This window comes from Stenotrophomonas sp. ZAC14D2_NAIMI4_6, assembly GCF_003086875.1.
Classification (GTDB): Bacteria; Pseudomonadota; Gammaproteobacteria; order Xanthomonadales; family Xanthomonadaceae; genus Stenotrophomonas.
In genome coordinates, this window is the sequence record NZ_CP025996.1 from 827,408 (window position 1) to 843,567 (window position 16,160).

The following is a 16,160-nucleotide window of genomic DNA, read 5'->3' on the forward strand; positions in this document are numbered from 1 at the left end:
GCCCTGGGGGAAAGGCGGCAAGCATACGCAGCGCGGCGTGGACTGCACATCCACGCCGCGCTGCCGGTGCTCAGGCCTCGCGCAGGGCCAGCGCCGGCGGGGTGTGCAGGATCCGCCGGGTACCCCACCAGCCGGCCAGCAGGCTCAGGCCGATGCCCAGCACGCCGCCCAGCAACAGGCCCGGCCAGGGCGGCAGCAGCGGCAGTTCGAACACCTTCTGCGAGACCAGCAGGCCGATCGCCGCCGCCGCACCCACGGCCAGCGTGGCGGCCAGGGTGCCCAGCGCACCGAATTCCACCAGCACCGCGCCGCGCAGCTGGCGGCGGGTGGCGCCCAGGGTGCGCAGTACCGCACTGTCATAACGCCGCTCGCCGGCAGTGGCCTGCAGCGCCGCCAGCAGCACCAGCACGCCGGCCAGCAGGCTGAACACCATCACCAGCTGCACCGCCTGCGCGACCCGGTTCATCACATCGCGCACCTGCGAAATCACCGCGTCCACATCCAGCAGGGACAGGTTGGGCTGGGCCCGTACCAGCTCACCCAGGCCTGCGGCCTGGCCGGCCGGCAGGTGGAAGGCCGACAGCAGGTTGTGCGGGGCATCGCCCACCGCGTTGGGGTTCAACAGCACGAAGAAGTTCGGCCGGAAGGTGTTCCAGTCGGCCTTGCGGATACTGGTAACGGTGAACTCGCGCTGCTGCTCGCCGACGGCGATGGTGATGCGATCGCCCAGGTGCGCGCCGTAGCGCCGCGCCCAGCCGGTTTCCACCGAGGCCTCCGCCGCGGTGCTGTCGGCCTGCCAGAAGCGGCCTTCCAGCAGTGCATTGGCCGGCGGGAAGGTGCTGCGCCAACTGAAGTTCAGCGGGCGGTTCTCGTCGTCGTCTTCGCGCGGGCCGTTGTTCGCGCCGTTGCCTTCGGCGCCGGCCTGGTCCACGCGCAGCGGCGGCTTGCCGTTGATCGCGATCAGGCGGCCTGTGGCCATCGGCTCGATGCTGGCGTCGTCCGCGCCCAGGCCACGCAGGGTGGCCAGCACGCTGTCGCGCTGTTCGGGCTGGATGTTGATCAGGAAGTAATTGGGGGTATCGGCCGGCAGGCGCTCGCGCCATTGCTGCAGCAGGCCCGGCCCGGTCACCGCCAGCAACAGCAGCGCGCACAGCGACAGCGACAGGCCTACCAGCTGCATCACCGCCAGCAGGCGGCGCCGGGTCAGTGCAGCCAGGCCAAGCCGCCAGTTGCCGTGCAGGCGGTGCTGCAGGCCGCGCAGCACCTGCAGCAGCACAAAGCCCAGCACGCCGGCGGCCAGCGCCAGCGCGGCCAGCCCGCCCAGCACCCACAGCGCCAGTTTCAGATCGCCGGTCACCTGCACGGCCAGCAGCAGGCTGGCGCCCAGCGCGGCCACATAGGCCAGCAGTGAGGCCGGTGGCAGCGCGGCGAACGAGCGGTTCAGCACCCGCATCGGCGGCACCCCGCGCAGGCGCAGCAGCGGCGGCAGGCCGAAGCCGAACAGCAGCAACAGGCCGATGCCGGCGCCGGTCAGTGCCGGGGTGGCTTCAGGCAGCGGCAGGCGCTGCGGCACCAGACTGCCCAGTGCCTGCACCAGGCCTTCCTGTGCGGCCATGCCCAGTGCGATGCCCACCGCACAGGCCGGCACCGCCAGCATCAGCAACTGCAGGGCCAGGCCCAGCAGGATGTCGCGCTGGCGTGCGCCCAGGCAGCGCAGCACGGCCACCTGGTCGATGCGGCGCAGGGCAAAGCGGTTGGCGGCCAGGGCGGTGGCCACGCCGGCCAGCAGCACCGCCAGCAGCGCGCTCAGGCCCAGGAAACGGCCCGCCAGATCGAAGGCCTGGCGCACCCCGCGCTGGGTGTCATCCACGCTCAGCACGCGCATGCCCTTGGTCTGTGGCAGCAGCCACTGCCGGAACGCGGCGATCTGCGCCGGATCGCCGGCGAACATCAACCGGTAGTTGATGCGGCTGCCGGGGCCGAGCAGGCCCGTGCCGTCCACGTCGGCGCGGTTCACCAGCAGGGTAGGGGACAGCGTCAGCAGGTCGCCGCCGGTATCCGGCTCGGCTTCGATGATGCCGGCGATGCGCAGCGTGCCCGCGCCAAATTCCAGATCGTCGCCGGCCTCCAGGCCCAGCGCCTGCAGCAGCCGTGGGTCGGCGTAGGCCTGGCCCTTGGGCGGCATGCCGGCGCGCTCGATCAGCGCCCCGCCCGGGGTGGCACGCACGCGCAGGCTGCCGCGCAGCGGGTAGCCCGTTTCCACCGCCTTGATGCTGGCCATCTGGCTGGCATCACCCTGGAACAGCACGCTGCCGAAGCCGGCAATGCGGGTGTGGGCCAGGCCGCGCCGCTGCGCTTCTTCGGCGAAGGCTGCAGGCGGTTCGTTGCGGCTGCCCACGCCCAGGTCGCCGCCCAGCATTTCCGCGGCACTGCCGGTCAGGGCCAGGTTCACCCGGTTCACCAGGGTGCCCACGGCGGTCATCACCGCCACGCCCAGCACCAGCGCGGCGAACACGGTCAGCAGGTCGCCGGCCAGCGCCTCGCGGCGCAGCGCACGCCAGGCATGGCGCAGCAGGTTCATGCGTGCGCCTCGTGGGCGACGTCCTGCAGGCGGCCGTTGTCGATGCGGTGGATGTGCTGGCAGCGCTGTGCCAGGCGCAGGTCGTGGGTCACCAGCACCAGGGTGGTGCCACTGCTGGCATTGAGTTCGAACAGCAGGTCGCTGATGTGCTGGCCGGTGGCCTGGTCCAGCGAGCCGGTGGGCTCATCGGCGAACAGGATGCGCGGGCGGCTGACGAAGGCGCGGGCCAGGGCCACGCGCTGCTGCTCGCCACCGGACAACTGGCGCGGGTAGTGGCGGCCACGATGGGCCAGGCCCACCGCCTCCAGCACCTGCTGCACGCGGGCCGGGTCTTCGCGGCCGGCCAGTTCCAGCGGCAGGGCCACGTTCTCGGCGGCGGTCAGCGCCGGCAGCAGGTGGAAGCTCTGGAACACGAAGCCCACCTCGCGCGCACGCAGCTGCGCCCGGGCTTCTTCGTCCAGCGCGCCCAGATCCTGACCGGCCACGCTGATGCGGCCGTGGCTGGGCAGGTCCAGCCCGGCCAGCAGGCCCAGCAGGGTGGTCTTGCCGGAACCGGAGGCGCCGACAATGGCCACGCTGGTGCCTTCATGGACGGTCAGGGTGATGTTGTCCAGTATGTGGACTTCACCCTCCGGGCCCTGCACGGTCTTGCCGACCTGGTCGACGGCGATGGCGACGGGCGCGCTGCGGGGGGACAGGCTGTCGATGAGGAGACTCCAATGCGCGTTACAGGATGGAGCCGGCAAGCCGGCACGATGATGGTGCTGCTGCTAGGGTTGCTGCTGGCGCCCCTGCTGGCCTGTGCCAAAGGTCCGGGCGGCACCGTGCTGGTGCTGGGCGACAGTCTCAGTGCTGCCCACAATATCCCGGCCGATGCCGGCTGGGTCAGCCTGCTGGACAAGCGGGTCAGGCAGCAGTCGAAAACTCCGCCGCGCATCGTCAATGCCAGCATGAGCGGGGAAACCACCGCCGGCGCGCTGACCCGCCTGCCGGGCCTGCTGGCGCGGGAAACGCCCAGCGTGGTGGTGATCGCCCTGGGCGGCAACGATGCCCTGCGCGGGCTGACCCCGCTGCAGGTGCGCGGCAACCTGGAAAAGATGGTGCAGGCCAGCCAGAAGGCCGGTGCCAAGGTGCTGCTGCTGGGCATCGACGTACCGCCCAACTACGGCCCCGGCTACCGCCAGCGTCTGGCCGCGGTCTACCGGGGCCTGGCCGACCAGTACAAGGTGCCGCTGCTGCCGTTCCTGCTGGAAGGCGTGGCCCTGCAGCCGGGGCTGATGCAGGCCGACGGCCTGCACCCCACCGCCCAGGCGCAGCCGAAGGTGCTGGACAACGTCTGGCCGCTGCTCAAACCCCTGCTATGAACCGTTTCCGCGTGTCTTGACGGAACTTCACATCGCGTCCACCGTCGATGGGGCATGTTTCACAAAGCTGAAGACAGAGGGAATCACATGCGTCAGACGAAGGAGACTTCCGGCTTGGTGCTGGTGGTCGAGGACAACCGCAACATCTCCGAGATGATCGGCGAGTACCTGGAAGGCCGTGGCTTCGAGGTGGATTACGCGCAGGATGGCCTGGACGGCTACCGTCTGGCTGCCGAGAACAGCTACGACGTGGTCGTGCTGGACCTGATGCTGCCGCGCCTGGACGGCATCGAGGTATGCCGCCGCCTGCGCAACGATGCACGCAAGTCGACGCCGGTGCTGATGCTGACCGCGCGCGACACCCTGGACGACAAGCTGACCGGCCTGGGCTTTGGTGCAGACGATTACCTGACCAAGCCGTTCGCCATCCAGGAACTGGAAGCCCGGTTGCGCGCGCTGATCCGCCGCGAGCGCCGCCAGGTGGGTTCGGAAGTGCTGAAGGTGGCCGACCTGGTGCTCGACCCGGTCAGCATGCGCGCCACCCGCGCCGGTACCGAACTGCAGCTTTCGCCGATTGGTCTTCGCCTGCTGACCATCCTGATGCGCGAATCGCCGCGCGTGGTCACCCGCCAGGAAATCGAGCGCGAGATCTGGGGCAACGGCCTGCCCGATTCGGACACGCTGCGCAGCCATCTGTACAACCTGCGCAAGATCATCGACAAGCCGTTCGACCGCCCGCTGCTGCACACCGTGCAGAGCGCCGGTTACCGCATCGCCGATATCGCCCAACCGATGGCCTGATCGGTGCTGGCGCAGGCACAGACCCGCCCCGGCCCTGGCCGGGGCCCGGGGCAGCGGGCGGGCAGCTTGTTGCCAGTGTGGTCACCGTCCGTGCACGACCGTGGCACGTGACGCTGCCTATAATCGCAGCGCTTCGACCGGGACCCCGCAATGCCGCACGGCCTGCCGCGCAAGATCCGCATCGTTTTCATCCTGCAGGCCGTGCTGGCCAGCCTGGGCATCCTGCTGGGTGCCTGGCTGGTCGCGCTGGTGATCAAGCACAGCCTGGTGGGCGCGGCCCTGCGCGAAGAGGCGTCCTACTACTGGACCCTGTACGCGGCCTCGCCGGCACAACCGCCGCCCAACACCCAGAACATCCGCGGCTACCTGTTGGAACGCGGTCAGTCCAGCCTGTCGCTGCCGCCCAACCTGCGCGCGCTGGAGCCGGGCTTCCACGAACTGCCCGGCGATGACCAGCTGGTGCTGGTGGACGCGCGGCCCGAGGGGCGCCTGTACCTGGTGTTCCTGCGTTCGCGCGCGGAAATGCTGGCGTTCTGGTTCGGCATCGTGCCGGTGCTGCTGACCCTGCTGGCCGTGTACGGCGCCAGCTGGGTGACCTACCGCGCCTCCAAGCGCCTAGTCTCGCCGGTGAACTGGCTGGCCCGGCGCGTCTCACGCTGGGACCCGGGGCATCCGGAAGCGGCCGACCTGGAGCCGGACAAACTGCCGGCGGACATGCAGGGCGAGACCCGGCAATTGGCCGCAGCGCTGCATTCGCTGGCCACCCGGGTCAGCGACCACGTGGCCCGCGAGCGCAACTTCACCCGTGATGCCAGCCACGAACTGCGCACGCCGCTGACGGTGATCCGCGTGGCCAGTGACATGGCGCTGGCCGACGACGGCCTGGAACCGCGCCTGCGCCGCAGCCTGCAGCGCATCCAGCGCGCCGGGCGGGACATGGAAGCGGTGATCGACGCATTCCTGATCCTGGCCCGCGAGGCCGACATCGAACCGCAGATCGAACTGTTCGATGTGAACGACGTGGTGCGCTACGAAGTGGACAACGCGCGCGAACTGCTGGGCAACCGCCCGGTCAGCATCGCCCTGCACAGTGCCGAACCGGTGCAGCTGCACGCCCCGCCGCGGGTGCTGCAGGTGGTGGTCAGCAACCTGGTGCGCAATGCCTGCAACTACACCGACGAAGGGCGCATCGATGTGGATGTGCAGGCCGACCGGGTGGTGGTGCGCGATACCGGCATCGGTATGTCCGAAGAGGCGCTGGCGCGGGCGTTCGAGCCGTTCTACCGCGCCGAACCGGACCGCCCGCAGGGCACCGGCCTGGGCCTGTCGATCGTGCGCCGCCTGTGTGATCGCTTCGGCTGGAAGGTCAGCCTGGCCAGTGAGCCGGGCAAGGGCACCGAAGCGACCGTCATCTTCCGCTGACCCCACGCCGGGCCATGCCCGGCGTCCGCAATGGCTCAGTTGCAGTTGACCTTCGGTGCCAGCGCCTGGGTCCAGATCGCGTACCCGGCCGGGGTCATGTGCAGCATGTCCTCGCGGAACAGCTTCGCATCGGGCTGGCCATCGGCACCCAGCATGGGGGTGTAGATGTCGGTGTAACCGGTGTTGGGCAGCTTCGCCAGCGCGGCCTTGATCTGCGCGTTGGCTTCGTTGATCGCCGGCAGCAGGTGCGCACGCGACGGGCTGGGCTTGATCGACAGGTATTCCACCTTCGTCTTCGGCAGGTCGCGGTGCACGCGCTGCACGAAGGCTACCACGTCGTCACGCACCTGGCTGGCGCTGCGGCCGCTGTTCAGATCATTGTCGCCGGCATAGAAGAACACCTTGCACGGCGCATACGGCACCACGATGCGGTCGGCGTACCAGGTGCTGTCGCGCACTTCCGAACCGCCGAAGCCGCGATTGAACACCGGCTGGGTGGGGAAGTCGCGGGCCAGGGTGTCCCACATGCGGATGGACGAGCTGCCGATGAACTCGATGCCACCGCGCGGCGGCGGCGAGGTGCGGTCGGTCTGGGCGAAGGCGGCCATGTCGCCGGCCCAGGCCACGTTGGACACCTGGTCGGGCACGGACGGCGATGCCGGCGGGCTGAGCGCCTGCGCCAGCGGTGCGGCAGTCAGCAGGCCCAGCATCAGCAGGCAGGTACGGCGACGGGTCATCGGGCTCTCCAGCGCAACAATAAGGACGTTCATCATAGGAGCTGGGCCGGCAGGCCGCTTGTCCCTGTCAGGTGGCGCACGGTCGGGGCCGGGGTGCCACGGCGGCCCTTGTGGCAAAATGGGCGCCATCTGCCCCTCCCTGTGCCTTCATGATCTCCTGCCGTGCGTCTGAGCGGTCGCTGCGCCGCGCCCCTGTTGCTGGACCCCTCGCCCGTGGCTGACAACTTCGGCCACATGCCCCGCGGCCCGCGCCGCATCTTCCAGGCCGCCCGCTGGTCCTGGCAGGGCCTGCGCGCCGCCTGGCTGCACGAGTCCTCGTTCCGCCTGGAGGTCTACCTGCTGGTACTGCTGGCGCCGTTGGCGCTGTGGCTGGGCCAGACGCCGGTGGAGCGCGCGCTGCTGATCGGCTCGATGCTGCTGGTGCTGGCCATGGAGCTGGCCAATTCGGCCATCGAAGCGGTGATCGAGCGCTATGGCCCGGAGATCCACGAACTGGCCGGCCGCGCCAAGGACATGGGTTCGGCGGCGGTGTTCGTGCTGATGATGAACGTACTGCTGTGCTGGGCCCTGGTCGTGGTGCCGCACCTGTTGGCCGGCACCTACGGCTGAACCTCCCATTCCCCACTGCCTTGAAGAGTTTCCATGTCCTTTGAGTTCCTCGCCGACCCCAACGCCTGGGTGACCCTGTTCACCCTGAGCGCGCTGGAAATCGTGCTCGGCATCGACAACCTGGTGTTCATCTCCATCGCCGTCAGCAAGCTGCCGGAAGAGCGCCGCCCGTTCGCCCGCAAGCTCGGCATCGCCGTGGCCTGCATCACCCGCATCCTGCTGCTGGTGTCGCTGGCCTACCTGGCGCACATGTCGGCCAACCTGTTCAACGTGGCCGGCATGGGCATTTCCATCCGCGACCTGGTGCTGATCGTCGGTGGCCTGTTCCTGATCATCAAGGGCTACCTGGAGATCAAGGAACTGATCACCGGTGGCGACGATGAAAACCCCGCCACCAGCAAGGCCTCGGGCGTGTTCGGCATGGTCATCCTGCAGATCGCGATCATCGACATCGTGTTCTCGCTGGACTCGGTCATCACCGCGGTCGGCATTGCCGACCACATTCCGGTGATGGTGGCCGCGATCCTGCTGTCGGTCATGGTGATGCTGCTGGCCGCCAACCCGCTGGGCCGCTTCATCGACGCCAACCCGACGGTGAAGATGCTGGCGCTGGCCTTCATCCTGCTGATCGGTGCGGTGCTGATCCTGGACGGCCTGGACGTGCACGTGCCCAAGCCCTACATCTACGCCGCGATGGGCTTCTCGGTGCTGGTGGAGTGGCTGAACCTGCTGATGCGCCGCCGCGCACGCGAACACCACGTGCCGGGTGCCGGCGACTGGTAAGCGCGTTTCCTGGAACCCCCGGCCTGGCCGGGGGTTCTGCGTTATGGGGATCTGTGAACCGGGGTCAACACTGTTTCCCCGCCACGGGGCTTAATCCGGCCGGGCAAAGCGCGCACCCTGTGCGCTTCTTTTCACAGGCCTGCCCCACGCAGGAAACGTCCATGAACTCCAGAGCCGCCTTGCTGGCCCTTGCCGTCGGCGCCTTCGCCATCGGCACCACCGAATTCGCGCCCATGGGCCTGCTGCCGGTCATCGCCGACGGCGTGGGCGTGGGCATCCCTACTGCCGGCATGCTGATTACCGCCTACGCGGTGGGCGTGATGCTGGGTGCGCCGGTGATGACCCTGCTGATGGGGCGCTTCGGCAAGCGCACCGCGCTGATGCTGCTGATGTCGATCTTCGTGGTCGGCAACCTGCTGTCGGCGCTGGCGCCGAACTACGGCCTGCTGCTGCTGTCGCGGCTGGTCACCAGCCTCAACCACGGCGCGTTCTTCGGCATCGGCGCGGTGGTGGCCGCCAGCCTGGTGCCGAAGGACAAGCAGGCCGCGGCCGTGGCCACCATGTTCATGGGCTTGACCATCGCCAACATCGGCGGCGTGCCGCTGGCCACCTGGGCCGGGCAGCAGCTGGGCTGGCGCCTGTCCTTTGCCGGTACGGCGGTGCTGGGCGTGGTGGCGATCACCGCGCTGGGCCTGGCCCTGCCGGCTTCGGCGCCGGGCCCGCGCCCGGACGTGCACCGTGAGCTGAAGGCGATCATGCAGCCGCAGGTGCTGCTGGCGATGGCGACCACGGTGCTGGGGGCCGGTGCGATGTTCACCCTGTACACCTATGTGGCGCCGGTGCTGACCGAGCTGACCGGTGCCTCCAATGCATTCATCGCGGTGTCGCTGGCGCTGGTGGGCATCGGCTTCACCGTGGGCAATGGCATTGGCGGGCGTCTGGCCGACTGGTCGCTGGACGGCGCCACGCGCATCCTGCTGGCGGTGCTGGCCCTGTTGATGCTGGTGCTGCCGCTGGCGTTCATGAGCCACGCCACCGCTGCGGTGGGGCTGCTGTTATTCGGTGCGGCCACCTTCGCGATCGTGCCGCCGCTGCAGATCCGGGTGATGCAGGCGGCGACCGAGGCGCCGGGCCTGGCGTCGTCCATCAATGTGGGTGCGTTCAACCTGGGCAATGCGCTGGGGGCCGCGCTGGGCGGGGCGGTGATCAGCCTGGGCCTGGGTTATGCGGCCATTCCGGTGGCCGGTGGGTTGCTGGCGGCTGCCGCGCTGGTGCTGGCGTGGTGGGGGCGGGTGCGCGCCCCGGCCGCCGAAGCCTGCTGAGGAGGTGGGTTGCGGCAGGGCTTGCAGCCCTGCACCCGCCGAATCAACGTCAACGTCAAACGCTGGCATTCCGTGGGATGGCGGGGTGGGTCCGGTTGAGGGGGACGCTGCAAGTACGTCCATGTAAGCTCGGTCGCCGCATCCATGCGGCTCACGCCCCCTCAACCGGACCCACCCCGCCTTCGACAGTTTCCCGCGGTCTGTCGGAACGGCCTCCCGCTTGGGTGCGTGTCGGCCTCCCGCTCTGGTAGGTGTCGACCTTGGTCGACACGAATGCCGGAAGCATCGGCTCTTGCTCTTGCTCTTTTTTGATCTTCCCGCGGTGCGCAGGAAACCGTACGAGGCCGGGCGGGTGGGCGTGGCGGGGGTATCCGCGCCATGGATGGCGCGGCTAAGCCTCCGAGGACGGATTCACGGCGTCCCCCGTCATGCCCACCCGCCCGGACTACCCCGATGATCGATGAGCACCACCACCGCGGAGGGGGCGGCGCCCGATGGCCGATCTTTCACCGCGTCCGTGGCATGCTCGGCACATCGTCCACCCGGAATTGCCACCATGCGCCTGTTCACCCGTGTCCTGCCCCTGCTGCTGCTGGCCGGCCTGCTCTCCGGCTGCGGCTACAACACCATCCAGCAGAAGGACGAGGCCGTGAAGGCCAGCTGGTCCGAAGTGTTGAACCAGTACAAGCGCCGCGCCGATCTGGTGCCCAACCTGGTGCAGACCGTGAAAGGCTTCGCCAGCCAGGAAGAGCGCGTGCTGACCGAAGTCACCAACGCCCGCTCGCGGGTCGGCCAGATCAACGTCAACGCCGATGATGAAGCCTCGCTCAAGCAGTTCCAGCAGGCGCAGGGCGAACTGGGCAGTGCGCTGTCGCGGCTGCTGGTGGTTACCGAGAACTATCCGGTGCTGAAGTCCGACGCCAACTTCCGCGACCTGCAGGCGCAGCTGGAAGGCACCGAAAACCGCATCACCGTGGCCCGTGGCCGCTACATCCAGCAGGTGCAGGACTACAACACCTACATCCGCTCGTTCCCGCAGTTGATCACCGCCAAGATCTTCGGCTACCAGCCCAAGCCGAACTTCAGCGTGGAAAACGAGGCGCAGATTTCCAACGCGCCGGCGGTCGATTTCGGCAACGCGCCGCAGCAGCCGCCGGCAGCGCAGCCGGCGAACTGATCCATGCGCCTGCCCACCGCGCTGCTGGCCCTGCTGCTGTGGCTGCCGCTGGCCGCGCAGGCGCAGCAGCTTGCGCCGATTCCGGCGCTGGATTCGCCGGTGGTCGACACCACCGGCACACTGGATGCCACGCAGAAGCAGGCACTGGTGCAGCAGGCGCTGGCGCTGCAGCAGCGCAAGGGCAGCCAGCTGCAGGTGCTGGTGGTGCCCAGCACCCAGCCCGAGGACATCGCGCAGTACACCACCCGTGTGTTCGATCAATGGCAGATCGGCCGCAAGGGCGTGGATGACGGCGTGCTGCTGGTGGTGGCCAAGGACGATCGGCGGGTGCGCATCGAACCGGGCTATGGGCTGGAGGGCGCCATTCCCGATGCCATTGCCAACCGTGTCATCCAGGAATACCTGGTGCCGCGTTTCCGTGCCGGCGACTACGCCGGCGGCATCACCGAAGCGACCGCGGTGCTGGTCAAGCTGATCGATGGCGAGGCCCTGCCAGCGCCGGTCAGCAGCCAGCGCGGCGCTGACAGCGGCGACGGCGGTGATACCTGGGCGCTGGCGCTGTTCATTGGCGTATTTGCCGGCAGCATCCTGCGCGGGGTGTTCTCGCGGGTGCCGCGCCCGCTGCGCGGCCTGCTGGGCGGTGGCGGCGCCGCGCTGGCGGCCTTCCTGTTCACCTCCACGCTGCTGGCCAGTGGCCTGGCCGGTATCGTCGGCCTGATCGTGGCCATGCTTTCGGGCCACCCCGGCCGCTTCGCCGGCGGCGGTGGCTGGGGCGGTGGCAGTTGGGGCGGCGGGGGCGGCGGTGGTTTCGGCGGTGGTGGCGGCAGCTGGGGCGGCGGCGGTGGCCGTTCCGGTGGCGGTGGCGCTTCGGGGGGCTGGTGATGATCAGGCGTATCGGGCGGCACCTGTTTTCCCCGTCGCTGCGGCGGGCCTTCCCGCCGGCGGTGCTGCAGGCGATCACCGAGGCCATCGCCAGTGGTGAACAGCGCCACGGCGGCCAGGTCATGTTCGCGGTGGAAGCCGATCTGCCCCTGCACGCGCTGTGGCGGCGGGTGACCCCGCGGCAGGCGGCTGAGCAGGCCTTCGCCCAGCTGCGCACCTGGGATACCGCGCATAACAACGGCGTGCTGATCTACCTGCTGCTGGCCGACCACGCCATCGAGATCGTGGCCGACCGCGGCCTGCACGGCCGGGTCAGCCCGGCGCAATGGCAGCGCATCTGCACCCATCTGCGCGAAGGGCTGCGCGGCAGCGAGCCGGTGCAGGCCCTGCGCGATGCCATCGATGAAGTCTCCGGGCTGCTGGCCGGGCACTTTCCGCCCGGTTCGGGGTCCGACGATGACGGGCTGCCCAACACCCCGCAGCTGCTTGGTTGAGCCGCGGCGGCGCTGGCCCGAGAATAGGCGTTCACCTGCAAGGCACCTTCCATGATCTATTTCCACGATATCGACCCCATTGCCCTTTCGCTGGGGCCGATCAAGGTGCACTGGTACGGCATCATGTACCTGCTGGGCTTCACTGCAGCCTGGCTGCTGGGGCGCAAGCGCATCGCGCAGGGGCGCCTGCCGGGCGTCGATGCCAACGGTTTTTCCGACCTGCTGTTCTACGCCATGCTGGGCGTTGTGCTGGGCGGGCGCATCGGCTACATGCTGTTCTATGCACTGGGCGATTTCCTGTCCAACCCGGTGCTGCTGTTCAAGGTATGGGACGGTGGCATGAGCTTCCACGGCGGCCTGCTGGGCGTGGTGGTGGCGTGCTGGTGGTGGTCGCGCAAGCAGCGCCTGCACCTGTTCGACACGATCGACTTCATGGCGCCGCTGGTGCCGATCGGCCTGGCACTGGGGCGGGTGGGCAACTTCATCGGCGCCGAGCTGTGGGGCAAGTACACCGACGGCACCTGGGGCGTGGTGTTCCCTTCGGGCCTGCCAGCACCGCTGAACCAGCTGGATGCGGCCACGCTGAAGGCACAGTTCGCTACCGGCGCGCTGAACCCCTACGCGCGCCATCCCTCGCAGCTGTATGAAGCGGCGCTGGAAGGCGTGGTGATGTTCACCGTGCTGTGGATGGTGTCGGCCAAGCCGCGCCACCGCTACCTGGTGTCGGGCCTGTTCGCGCTGATGTACGGCATCTTCCGCTTCGGCCTGGAGTTCGTGCGCATGCCCGACAACGGGGTCTACATCGCCTTCGGCTGGCTGACCAAGGGCCAGCTGCTGAGCCTGCCGCTGGTGGCGCTGGGCCTGGTGCTGCTGGCACTGTCGCGCCGCGCACCGGTGCTGCAGCCGCAGCCGCTGGTGGCGGCGGAGGGCAAGGCATGAAGGCCTACCTGGACCTGCTTTCGCACGTGCTCGAACACGGCGCCGAGAAGAGCGACCGCACCGGCACCGGCACCCGCAGCGTGTTCGGCTGGCAGATGCGCTTCGATCTGAACGAAGGCTTCCCGCTGGTCACCACCAAGAAGCTGCACCTGCGCTCGATCATCCACGAGCTGCTGTGGTTCCTGAAGGGCGACACCAACATCGGCTACCTGAAGGACAACCAGGTACGCATCTGGGACGAGTGGGCCGACGCCAATGGCGATCTCGGCCCGGTGTACGGCAAGCAGTGGCGCAGCTGGGCCACCGCCGATGGCCGCGAGATCGACCAGATGCAGTGGCTGGTGGACGAGATCAAGCGCAATCCCGATTCGCGGCGGCTGGTGGTCAGTGCCTGGAACGTGGGCGAGCTTTCGCAGATGGCGCTGATGCCGTGCCACAACCTGTTCCAGTTCTACGTGGTGGACGGCAAGCTGAGCTGCCAGCTGTACCAGCGCAGCGGCGACATTTTCCTGGGCGTGCCGTTCAACATCGCCAGCTACGCGTTGCTGACCCATATGGTGGCGCAGGCCACGGGTCTGGGCGTGGGCGACTTCGTGCATACCCTGGGCGATGCCCATCTGTATTCGAACCACTACGCGCAGGCCCGTGAACAGCTGTCGCGTGAACCGCGCGCGCTGCCCAAGCTGTGGCTGAACCCCGAGGTGACCGATCTGTTCGGTTTCCAGTTCGACGACATCCGCATCGACGGCTACGACCCGCACCCGGCCATCAAGGCCCCGGTAGCGGTATGAGGCTGCGCAGGTGTGTGCCCCCGCTGCTGCTGGCCGGCGTGCTGTGCACGGGCGCGTACGCGGCACCGGCCGATACGCTGGGCTTGGCCCGTGAAGTCAACGCACAGATCGTGCACAGACACATGCGCGAGGAAGCCCACGCGTTTGCCGCGGCATTCAACGGCAGCACGATGATGCCCGAGGACATTCCGGCAGGCTGCCAGGCGCAGATGCGCGAGGCGGTGACCGGCATGTACGCGGCGATGACCGAGCACCTCAAGGCGGGCATCGAAGAGCCGGAGTACCAGCGCGTGCTCGAGCAGCAGCTCGCCAGCGTCTACTCCAGCGACCAGTTGCAGGCGTTTCTGGTGCGGGCTGCCGACACCGACACCGACACCGATAGGGCGGCGTTGTCCGCGGAGATCCTGTCAGGCCCCGGCCTGAAGGACATCGAGGAGGCGCAGATGCAGAAGATCGTCGATGGCATGGATGAGAAGTCCCCGTCCAGCCCGGCGCTGGCGGCAGCGTTGCAGGCGGCCAGTGCCGCCAAGGCTGCCTGTGAACGGCTGCAGATCGATGCCGGTTGAGGAGGTCGCAGCGATGAAACTTTCGATGGTCGTAGCGCTGGACCGCAACCGTGGCATCGGCCAGGGCAATGCCATGCCCTGGCACCTGCCGGACGACTTCAAGCATTTCAAGGCGCTGACCCTGGGCAAGCCGATCCTGATGGGGCGCAAGACCGCCGAATCGATCGGCCGGGTGCTGCCGGGGCGGACCAATCTGGTGCTGACCCGCAGCGGCCAGGTGCCGTTCGAAGGCATGCGTGCGGTGGCATCGCTCGAAGAAGCCAAGGCCATTGCGGCGGGCGAGGGCGCCAGCGAGCTGTGCATCATTGGCGGTGGCGAAATCTTCCGCCAGCTGCTGGACCAGGCCAGCGACCTGTACCTGACCTGGGTGGACGCCGAGGTGCCGGCCGATACGCATTTTCCCGAAGTCGACCCGGCGGTGTGGCAGGAAACCAGCAGCGAGCCGCACCCAGCCGACGCACGCCACGCCTACGCGTTCCGCTTCGCGGACTACACGCGCCGCTGACCCCGGGTAGAGTCGACCGTTGGTCGACTGCCCCTGTTCGGACCATGCGAAACCCCGCGCTCCGCGCGATAGTCGACTGGTAGAGTCGACCGTTGGTCGACTGCTCCTGGTTCGGACCATGCGAAACCCCGCGCTCCGCGCGATAGTCGACTGACAGTCGACTCTACCGCTGTGCCTTCAGCTCTGCGGCGGTGCGCCGTTGTTATTGCCACCACCACCACCGCGACGGCGACGACGACGCGGGCCACGGTTGCCCGGCGCGGCAGGCTGGCCGTTGCCGCCTTCCTTGCTCGGTGCAGCCGCAGGTGCACGCGGCTGCGGCGGGCGTGCCGGCGGCCGTGCGTTGGCGACCGGCGCCGGCACATCACGCCCCGGCACCTGCACCACGCGCAGTTCATCGGTATCCAGCTGCAGGGCGGTCAGCTTGCCACCCCAGACCGCGCCGGTATCGATGGCGTGCACGCCCTGGGTGATGGTCAGGCCCAGCGCCGACCAGTGGCCGCAGACGACCTTCAGGTCGCGCTCGACCCGGCCGGGCACTTCGAACCAGGGGTACAGCCCCTGTTCCTGGGTGCCGGGCGTGCCCTTGTCTTCAATGCCGATGCGCCCGCGCGGGGTGCAGTAGCGCATGCGGGTGAGCACGTTGATGATCGCGCGCGAGCGGTCATAGCCGGCCAGGTTCGGGGCCCAGCTGGGCTTGTCGCCGTACATGTTGCGGAACAGCTTGCGATAGCCGGCGCCGTGCAGTTGCAGTTCCACTTCGGCGGCATGCTTTTCGGCCATCTGCGTGGTCCACTTCGGCGCCAGGCCGGCATGCACCATCATCCAGCCCAGCTCGCGGTCCACGTGCACCAGCTTCTGCAGGCGCAGCCACTCCAGCAGCTCGTCGCGGTCTTCGGCCTGCACGATGCGCAGCAGGTCCGGGTTGACCTTGCGCTGCTCTTCCTCGGTGCGCGCACCCACGGCCAGCAGCGAAAGATCATGATTGCCCAGCACCACCACGCTGTGCTCGCGCAGCGAATGCACCAGGCGCAGGGTTTCCAGCGATTGCCCACCGCGGTTCACCAGATCGCCGCAGAACCACAGGGTGTCCTGCGCCGGGTCGAAGCGGATCTTTTCCAGCAGGCGCTGGGTTACGTCGTAGCAGCCCTGCAGGTCGCCGATCGCCCACACACTCATCGTCCGGC

General features: G+C 68.7%; 17 protein-coding genes. 13 read left to right on the forward strand and 4 right to left on the reverse strand.

Annotation, left to right across the window (positions count from 1 at the left end; genetic code table 11):
- Window positions 1–70: 70 nt before the first annotated feature.
- Window positions 71–2,581: an FtsX-like permease family protein gene (locus C1933_RS03545; protein WP_108752211.1), complete on the reverse strand. Its 2,511-nt coding sequence runs from the start codon at window positions 2,579–2,581 to the stop codon at window positions 71–73.
- Window positions 2,578–3,225, reverse strand: a complete 648-nt coding sequence (locus C1933_RS03550; protein WP_108752212.1) for an ATP-binding cassette domain-containing protein — start codon at window positions 3,223–3,225, stop codon at window positions 2,578–2,580. Before C1933_RS03550 ends, C1933_RS03545 begins: the two co-directional genes overlap by 4 nt.
- Window positions 3,226–3,300: 75 nt before the next feature.
- Between C1933_RS03550 and C1933_RS03555 the strand changes: the two genes are divergently transcribed.
- The 3 genes from C1933_RS03555 (at window position 3,301) to C1933_RS03565 (ending at window position 6,168) form a co-directional block, all read left to right on the forward strand.
- Window positions 3,301–3,945, forward strand: a complete 645-nt coding sequence (locus C1933_RS03555) for an arylesterase (RefSeq protein ID WP_108752213.1) — start codon at window positions 3,301–3,303, stop codon at window positions 3,943–3,945.
- Between the two features lie 87 nt (window positions 3,946–4,032).
- Window positions 4,033–4,746, forward strand: a complete 714-nt coding sequence (locus tag C1933_RS03560) for a response regulator transcription factor (RefSeq protein ID WP_002811889.1) — start codon at window positions 4,033–4,035, stop codon at window positions 4,744–4,746.
- A gap of 150 nt (window positions 4,747–4,896) precedes the next feature.
- Window positions 4,897–6,168, forward strand: coding sequence for a HAMP domain-containing sensor histidine kinase (locus C1933_RS03565; RefSeq protein WP_108752214.1), 1,272 nt, complete (start codon window positions 4,897–4,899; stop codon window positions 6,166–6,168).
- 35 nt (window positions 6,169–6,203) lie between these two features.
- On the opposite strand, the gene C1933_RS03570 is transcribed toward C1933_RS03565, so the two are convergent.
- Window positions 6,204–6,905, reverse strand: a complete 702-nt coding sequence (locus C1933_RS03570) for an SGNH/GDSL hydrolase family protein (protein ID WP_108752215.1) — start codon at window positions 6,903–6,905, stop codon at window positions 6,204–6,206.
- A 213-nt stretch (window positions 6,906–7,118) separates the two neighbouring features.
- On the opposite strand from C1933_RS03570, the gene C1933_RS03575 reads away from it, so the two are divergent.
- The 10 genes from C1933_RS03575 (at window position 7,119) to C1933_RS03620 (ending at window position 14,973) form a co-directional block, all read left to right on the forward strand.
- On the forward strand, window positions 7,119–7,514 hold the full coding sequence (locus C1933_RS03575) for a diacylglycerol kinase (protein WP_108751473.1): 396 nt from the start codon (window positions 7,119–7,121) through the stop codon (window positions 7,512–7,514).
- 33 nt (window positions 7,515–7,547) lie between these two features.
- Window positions 7,548–8,297: a TerC family protein gene (locus C1933_RS03580; protein WP_108748578.1), complete on the forward strand. Its 750-nt coding sequence runs from the start codon at window positions 7,548–7,550 to the stop codon at window positions 8,295–8,297.
- A gap of 161 nt (window positions 8,298–8,458) precedes the next feature.
- Window positions 8,459–9,619, forward strand: coding sequence for an MFS transporter (locus tag C1933_RS03585; protein ID WP_108752216.1), 1,161 nt, complete (start codon window positions 8,459–8,461; stop codon window positions 9,617–9,619).
- A 556-nt stretch (window positions 9,620–10,175) separates the two neighbouring features.
- Window positions 10,176–10,796 (forward strand): LemA family protein, encoded by a 621-nt coding sequence (locus tag C1933_RS03590; RefSeq protein WP_108752217.1) that lies wholly within the window; start codon window positions 10,176–10,178, stop codon window positions 10,794–10,796.
- Between the two features lie 3 nt (window positions 10,797–10,799).
- On the forward strand, window positions 10,800–11,678 hold the full coding sequence (locus tag C1933_RS03595) for a TPM domain-containing protein (RefSeq protein WP_108752218.1): 879 nt from the start codon (window positions 10,800–10,802) through the stop codon (window positions 11,676–11,678).
- Window positions 11,678–12,172, forward strand: a complete 495-nt coding sequence (locus C1933_RS03600) for a TPM domain-containing protein (RefSeq protein ID WP_108752219.1) — start codon at window positions 11,678–11,680, stop codon at window positions 12,170–12,172. Before C1933_RS03595 ends, C1933_RS03600 begins: the two co-directional genes overlap by 1 nt.
- Before the next feature lie 51 nt (window positions 12,173–12,223).
- Window positions 12,224–13,111: a prolipoprotein diacylglyceryl transferase gene (gene lgt, locus C1933_RS03605; RefSeq protein ID WP_108748584.1), complete on the forward strand. Its 888-nt coding sequence runs from the start codon at window positions 12,224–12,226 to the stop codon at window positions 13,109–13,111.
- A complete protein-coding gene (locus C1933_RS03610) occupies window positions 13,108–13,902 on the forward strand; it encodes a thymidylate synthase (protein WP_108752220.1) in 795 nt (264 codons plus the stop codon). Before lgt ends, C1933_RS03610 begins: the two co-directional genes overlap by 4 nt.
- The gene (locus C1933_RS03615; protein ID WP_234414648.1) at window positions 13,899–14,468 is read left to right on the forward strand and encodes a hypothetical protein; all 570 of its coding nucleotides are present in this window, start codon (window positions 13,899–13,901) and stop codon (window positions 14,466–14,468) included. The genes C1933_RS03610 and C1933_RS03615 overlap by 4 nt, the downstream gene beginning before the upstream one ends.
- A gap of 13 nt (window positions 14,469–14,481) precedes the next feature.
- The gene (locus C1933_RS03620; RefSeq protein WP_108752221.1) at window positions 14,482–14,973 is read left to right on the forward strand and encodes a dihydrofolate reductase; all 492 of its coding nucleotides are present in this window, start codon (window positions 14,482–14,484) and stop codon (window positions 14,971–14,973) included.
- A 177-nt stretch (window positions 14,974–15,150) separates the two neighbouring features.
- Here C1933_RS03620 and C1933_RS03625 read toward each other — a convergent pair whose 3' ends face one another.
- Window positions 15,151–16,152 carry a symmetrical bis(5'-nucleosyl)-tetraphosphatase gene (locus C1933_RS03625; protein ID WP_108752222.1) on the reverse strand — a complete coding sequence of 334 codons (1,002 nt, stop codon included), beginning with the start codon at window positions 16,150–16,152 and terminating at the stop codon, window positions 15,151–15,153.
- Window positions 16,153–16,160: the final 8 nt, after the last annotated feature.

What these genes read in the sequence shown, in the direction of transcription:
- C1933_RS03610 (WP_108752220.1), top strand. Translation starts at nt 13,108, where the DNA reads ATGAAGGCCTACCTGGACCTGCTTTCGCACGTGCTCGAACACGGCGCC.
- C1933_RS03620 (WP_108752221.1), top strand. Translation starts at nt 14,482, where the DNA reads ATGAAACTTTCGATGGTCGTAGCGCTGGACCGCAACCGTGGCATCGGC.
- C1933_RS03625 (WP_108752222.1), bottom strand. Translation starts at nt 16,152, where the DNA reads ATGAGTGTGTGGGCGATCGGCGACCTGCAGGGCTGCTACGACGTAACC.
- C1933_RS03590 (WP_108752217.1), top strand. Translation starts at nt 10,176, where the DNA reads ATGCGCCTGTTCACCCGTGTCCTGCCCCTGCTGCTGCTGGCCGGCCTG.
- C1933_RS03555 (WP_108752213.1), top strand. Translation starts at nt 3,301, where the DNA reads ATGCGCGTTACAGGATGGAGCCGGCAAGCCGGCACGATGATGGTGCTG.
- C1933_RS03545 (WP_108752211.1), bottom strand. Translation starts at nt 2,581, where the DNA reads ATGAACCTGCTGCGCCATGCCTGGCGTGCGCTGCGCCGCGAGGCGCTG.
- C1933_RS03580 (WP_108748578.1), top strand. Translation starts at nt 7,548, where the DNA reads ATGTCCTTTGAGTTCCTCGCCGACCCCAACGCCTGGGTGACCCTGTTC.
- C1933_RS03595 (WP_108752218.1), top strand. Translation starts at nt 10,800, where the DNA reads ATGCGCCTGCCCACCGCGCTGCTGGCCCTGCTGCTGTGGCTGCCGCTG.
- C1933_RS03600 (WP_108752219.1), top strand. Translation starts at nt 11,678, where the DNA reads ATGATCAGGCGTATCGGGCGGCACCTGTTTTCCCCGTCGCTGCGGCGG.
- C1933_RS03560 (WP_002811889.1), top strand. Translation starts at nt 4,033, where the DNA reads ATGCGTCAGACGAAGGAGACTTCCGGCTTGGTGCTGGTGGTCGAGGAC.
- C1933_RS03570 (WP_108752215.1), bottom strand. Translation starts at nt 6,905, where the DNA reads ATGACCCGTCGCCGTACCTGCCTGCTGATGCTGGGCCTGCTGACTGCC.
- C1933_RS03615 (WP_234414648.1), top strand. Translation starts at nt 13,899, where the DNA reads ATGAGGCTGCGCAGGTGTGTGCCCCCGCTGCTGCTGGCCGGCGTGCTG.
- C1933_RS03565 (WP_108752214.1), top strand. Translation starts at nt 4,897, where the DNA reads ATGCCGCACGGCCTGCCGCGCAAGATCCGCATCGTTTTCATCCTGCAG.
- lgt (WP_108748584.1), top strand. Translation starts at nt 12,224, where the DNA reads ATGATCTATTTCCACGATATCGACCCCATTGCCCTTTCGCTGGGGCCG.
- C1933_RS03585 (WP_108752216.1), top strand. Translation starts at nt 8,459, where the DNA reads ATGAACTCCAGAGCCGCCTTGCTGGCCCTTGCCGTCGGCGCCTTCGCC.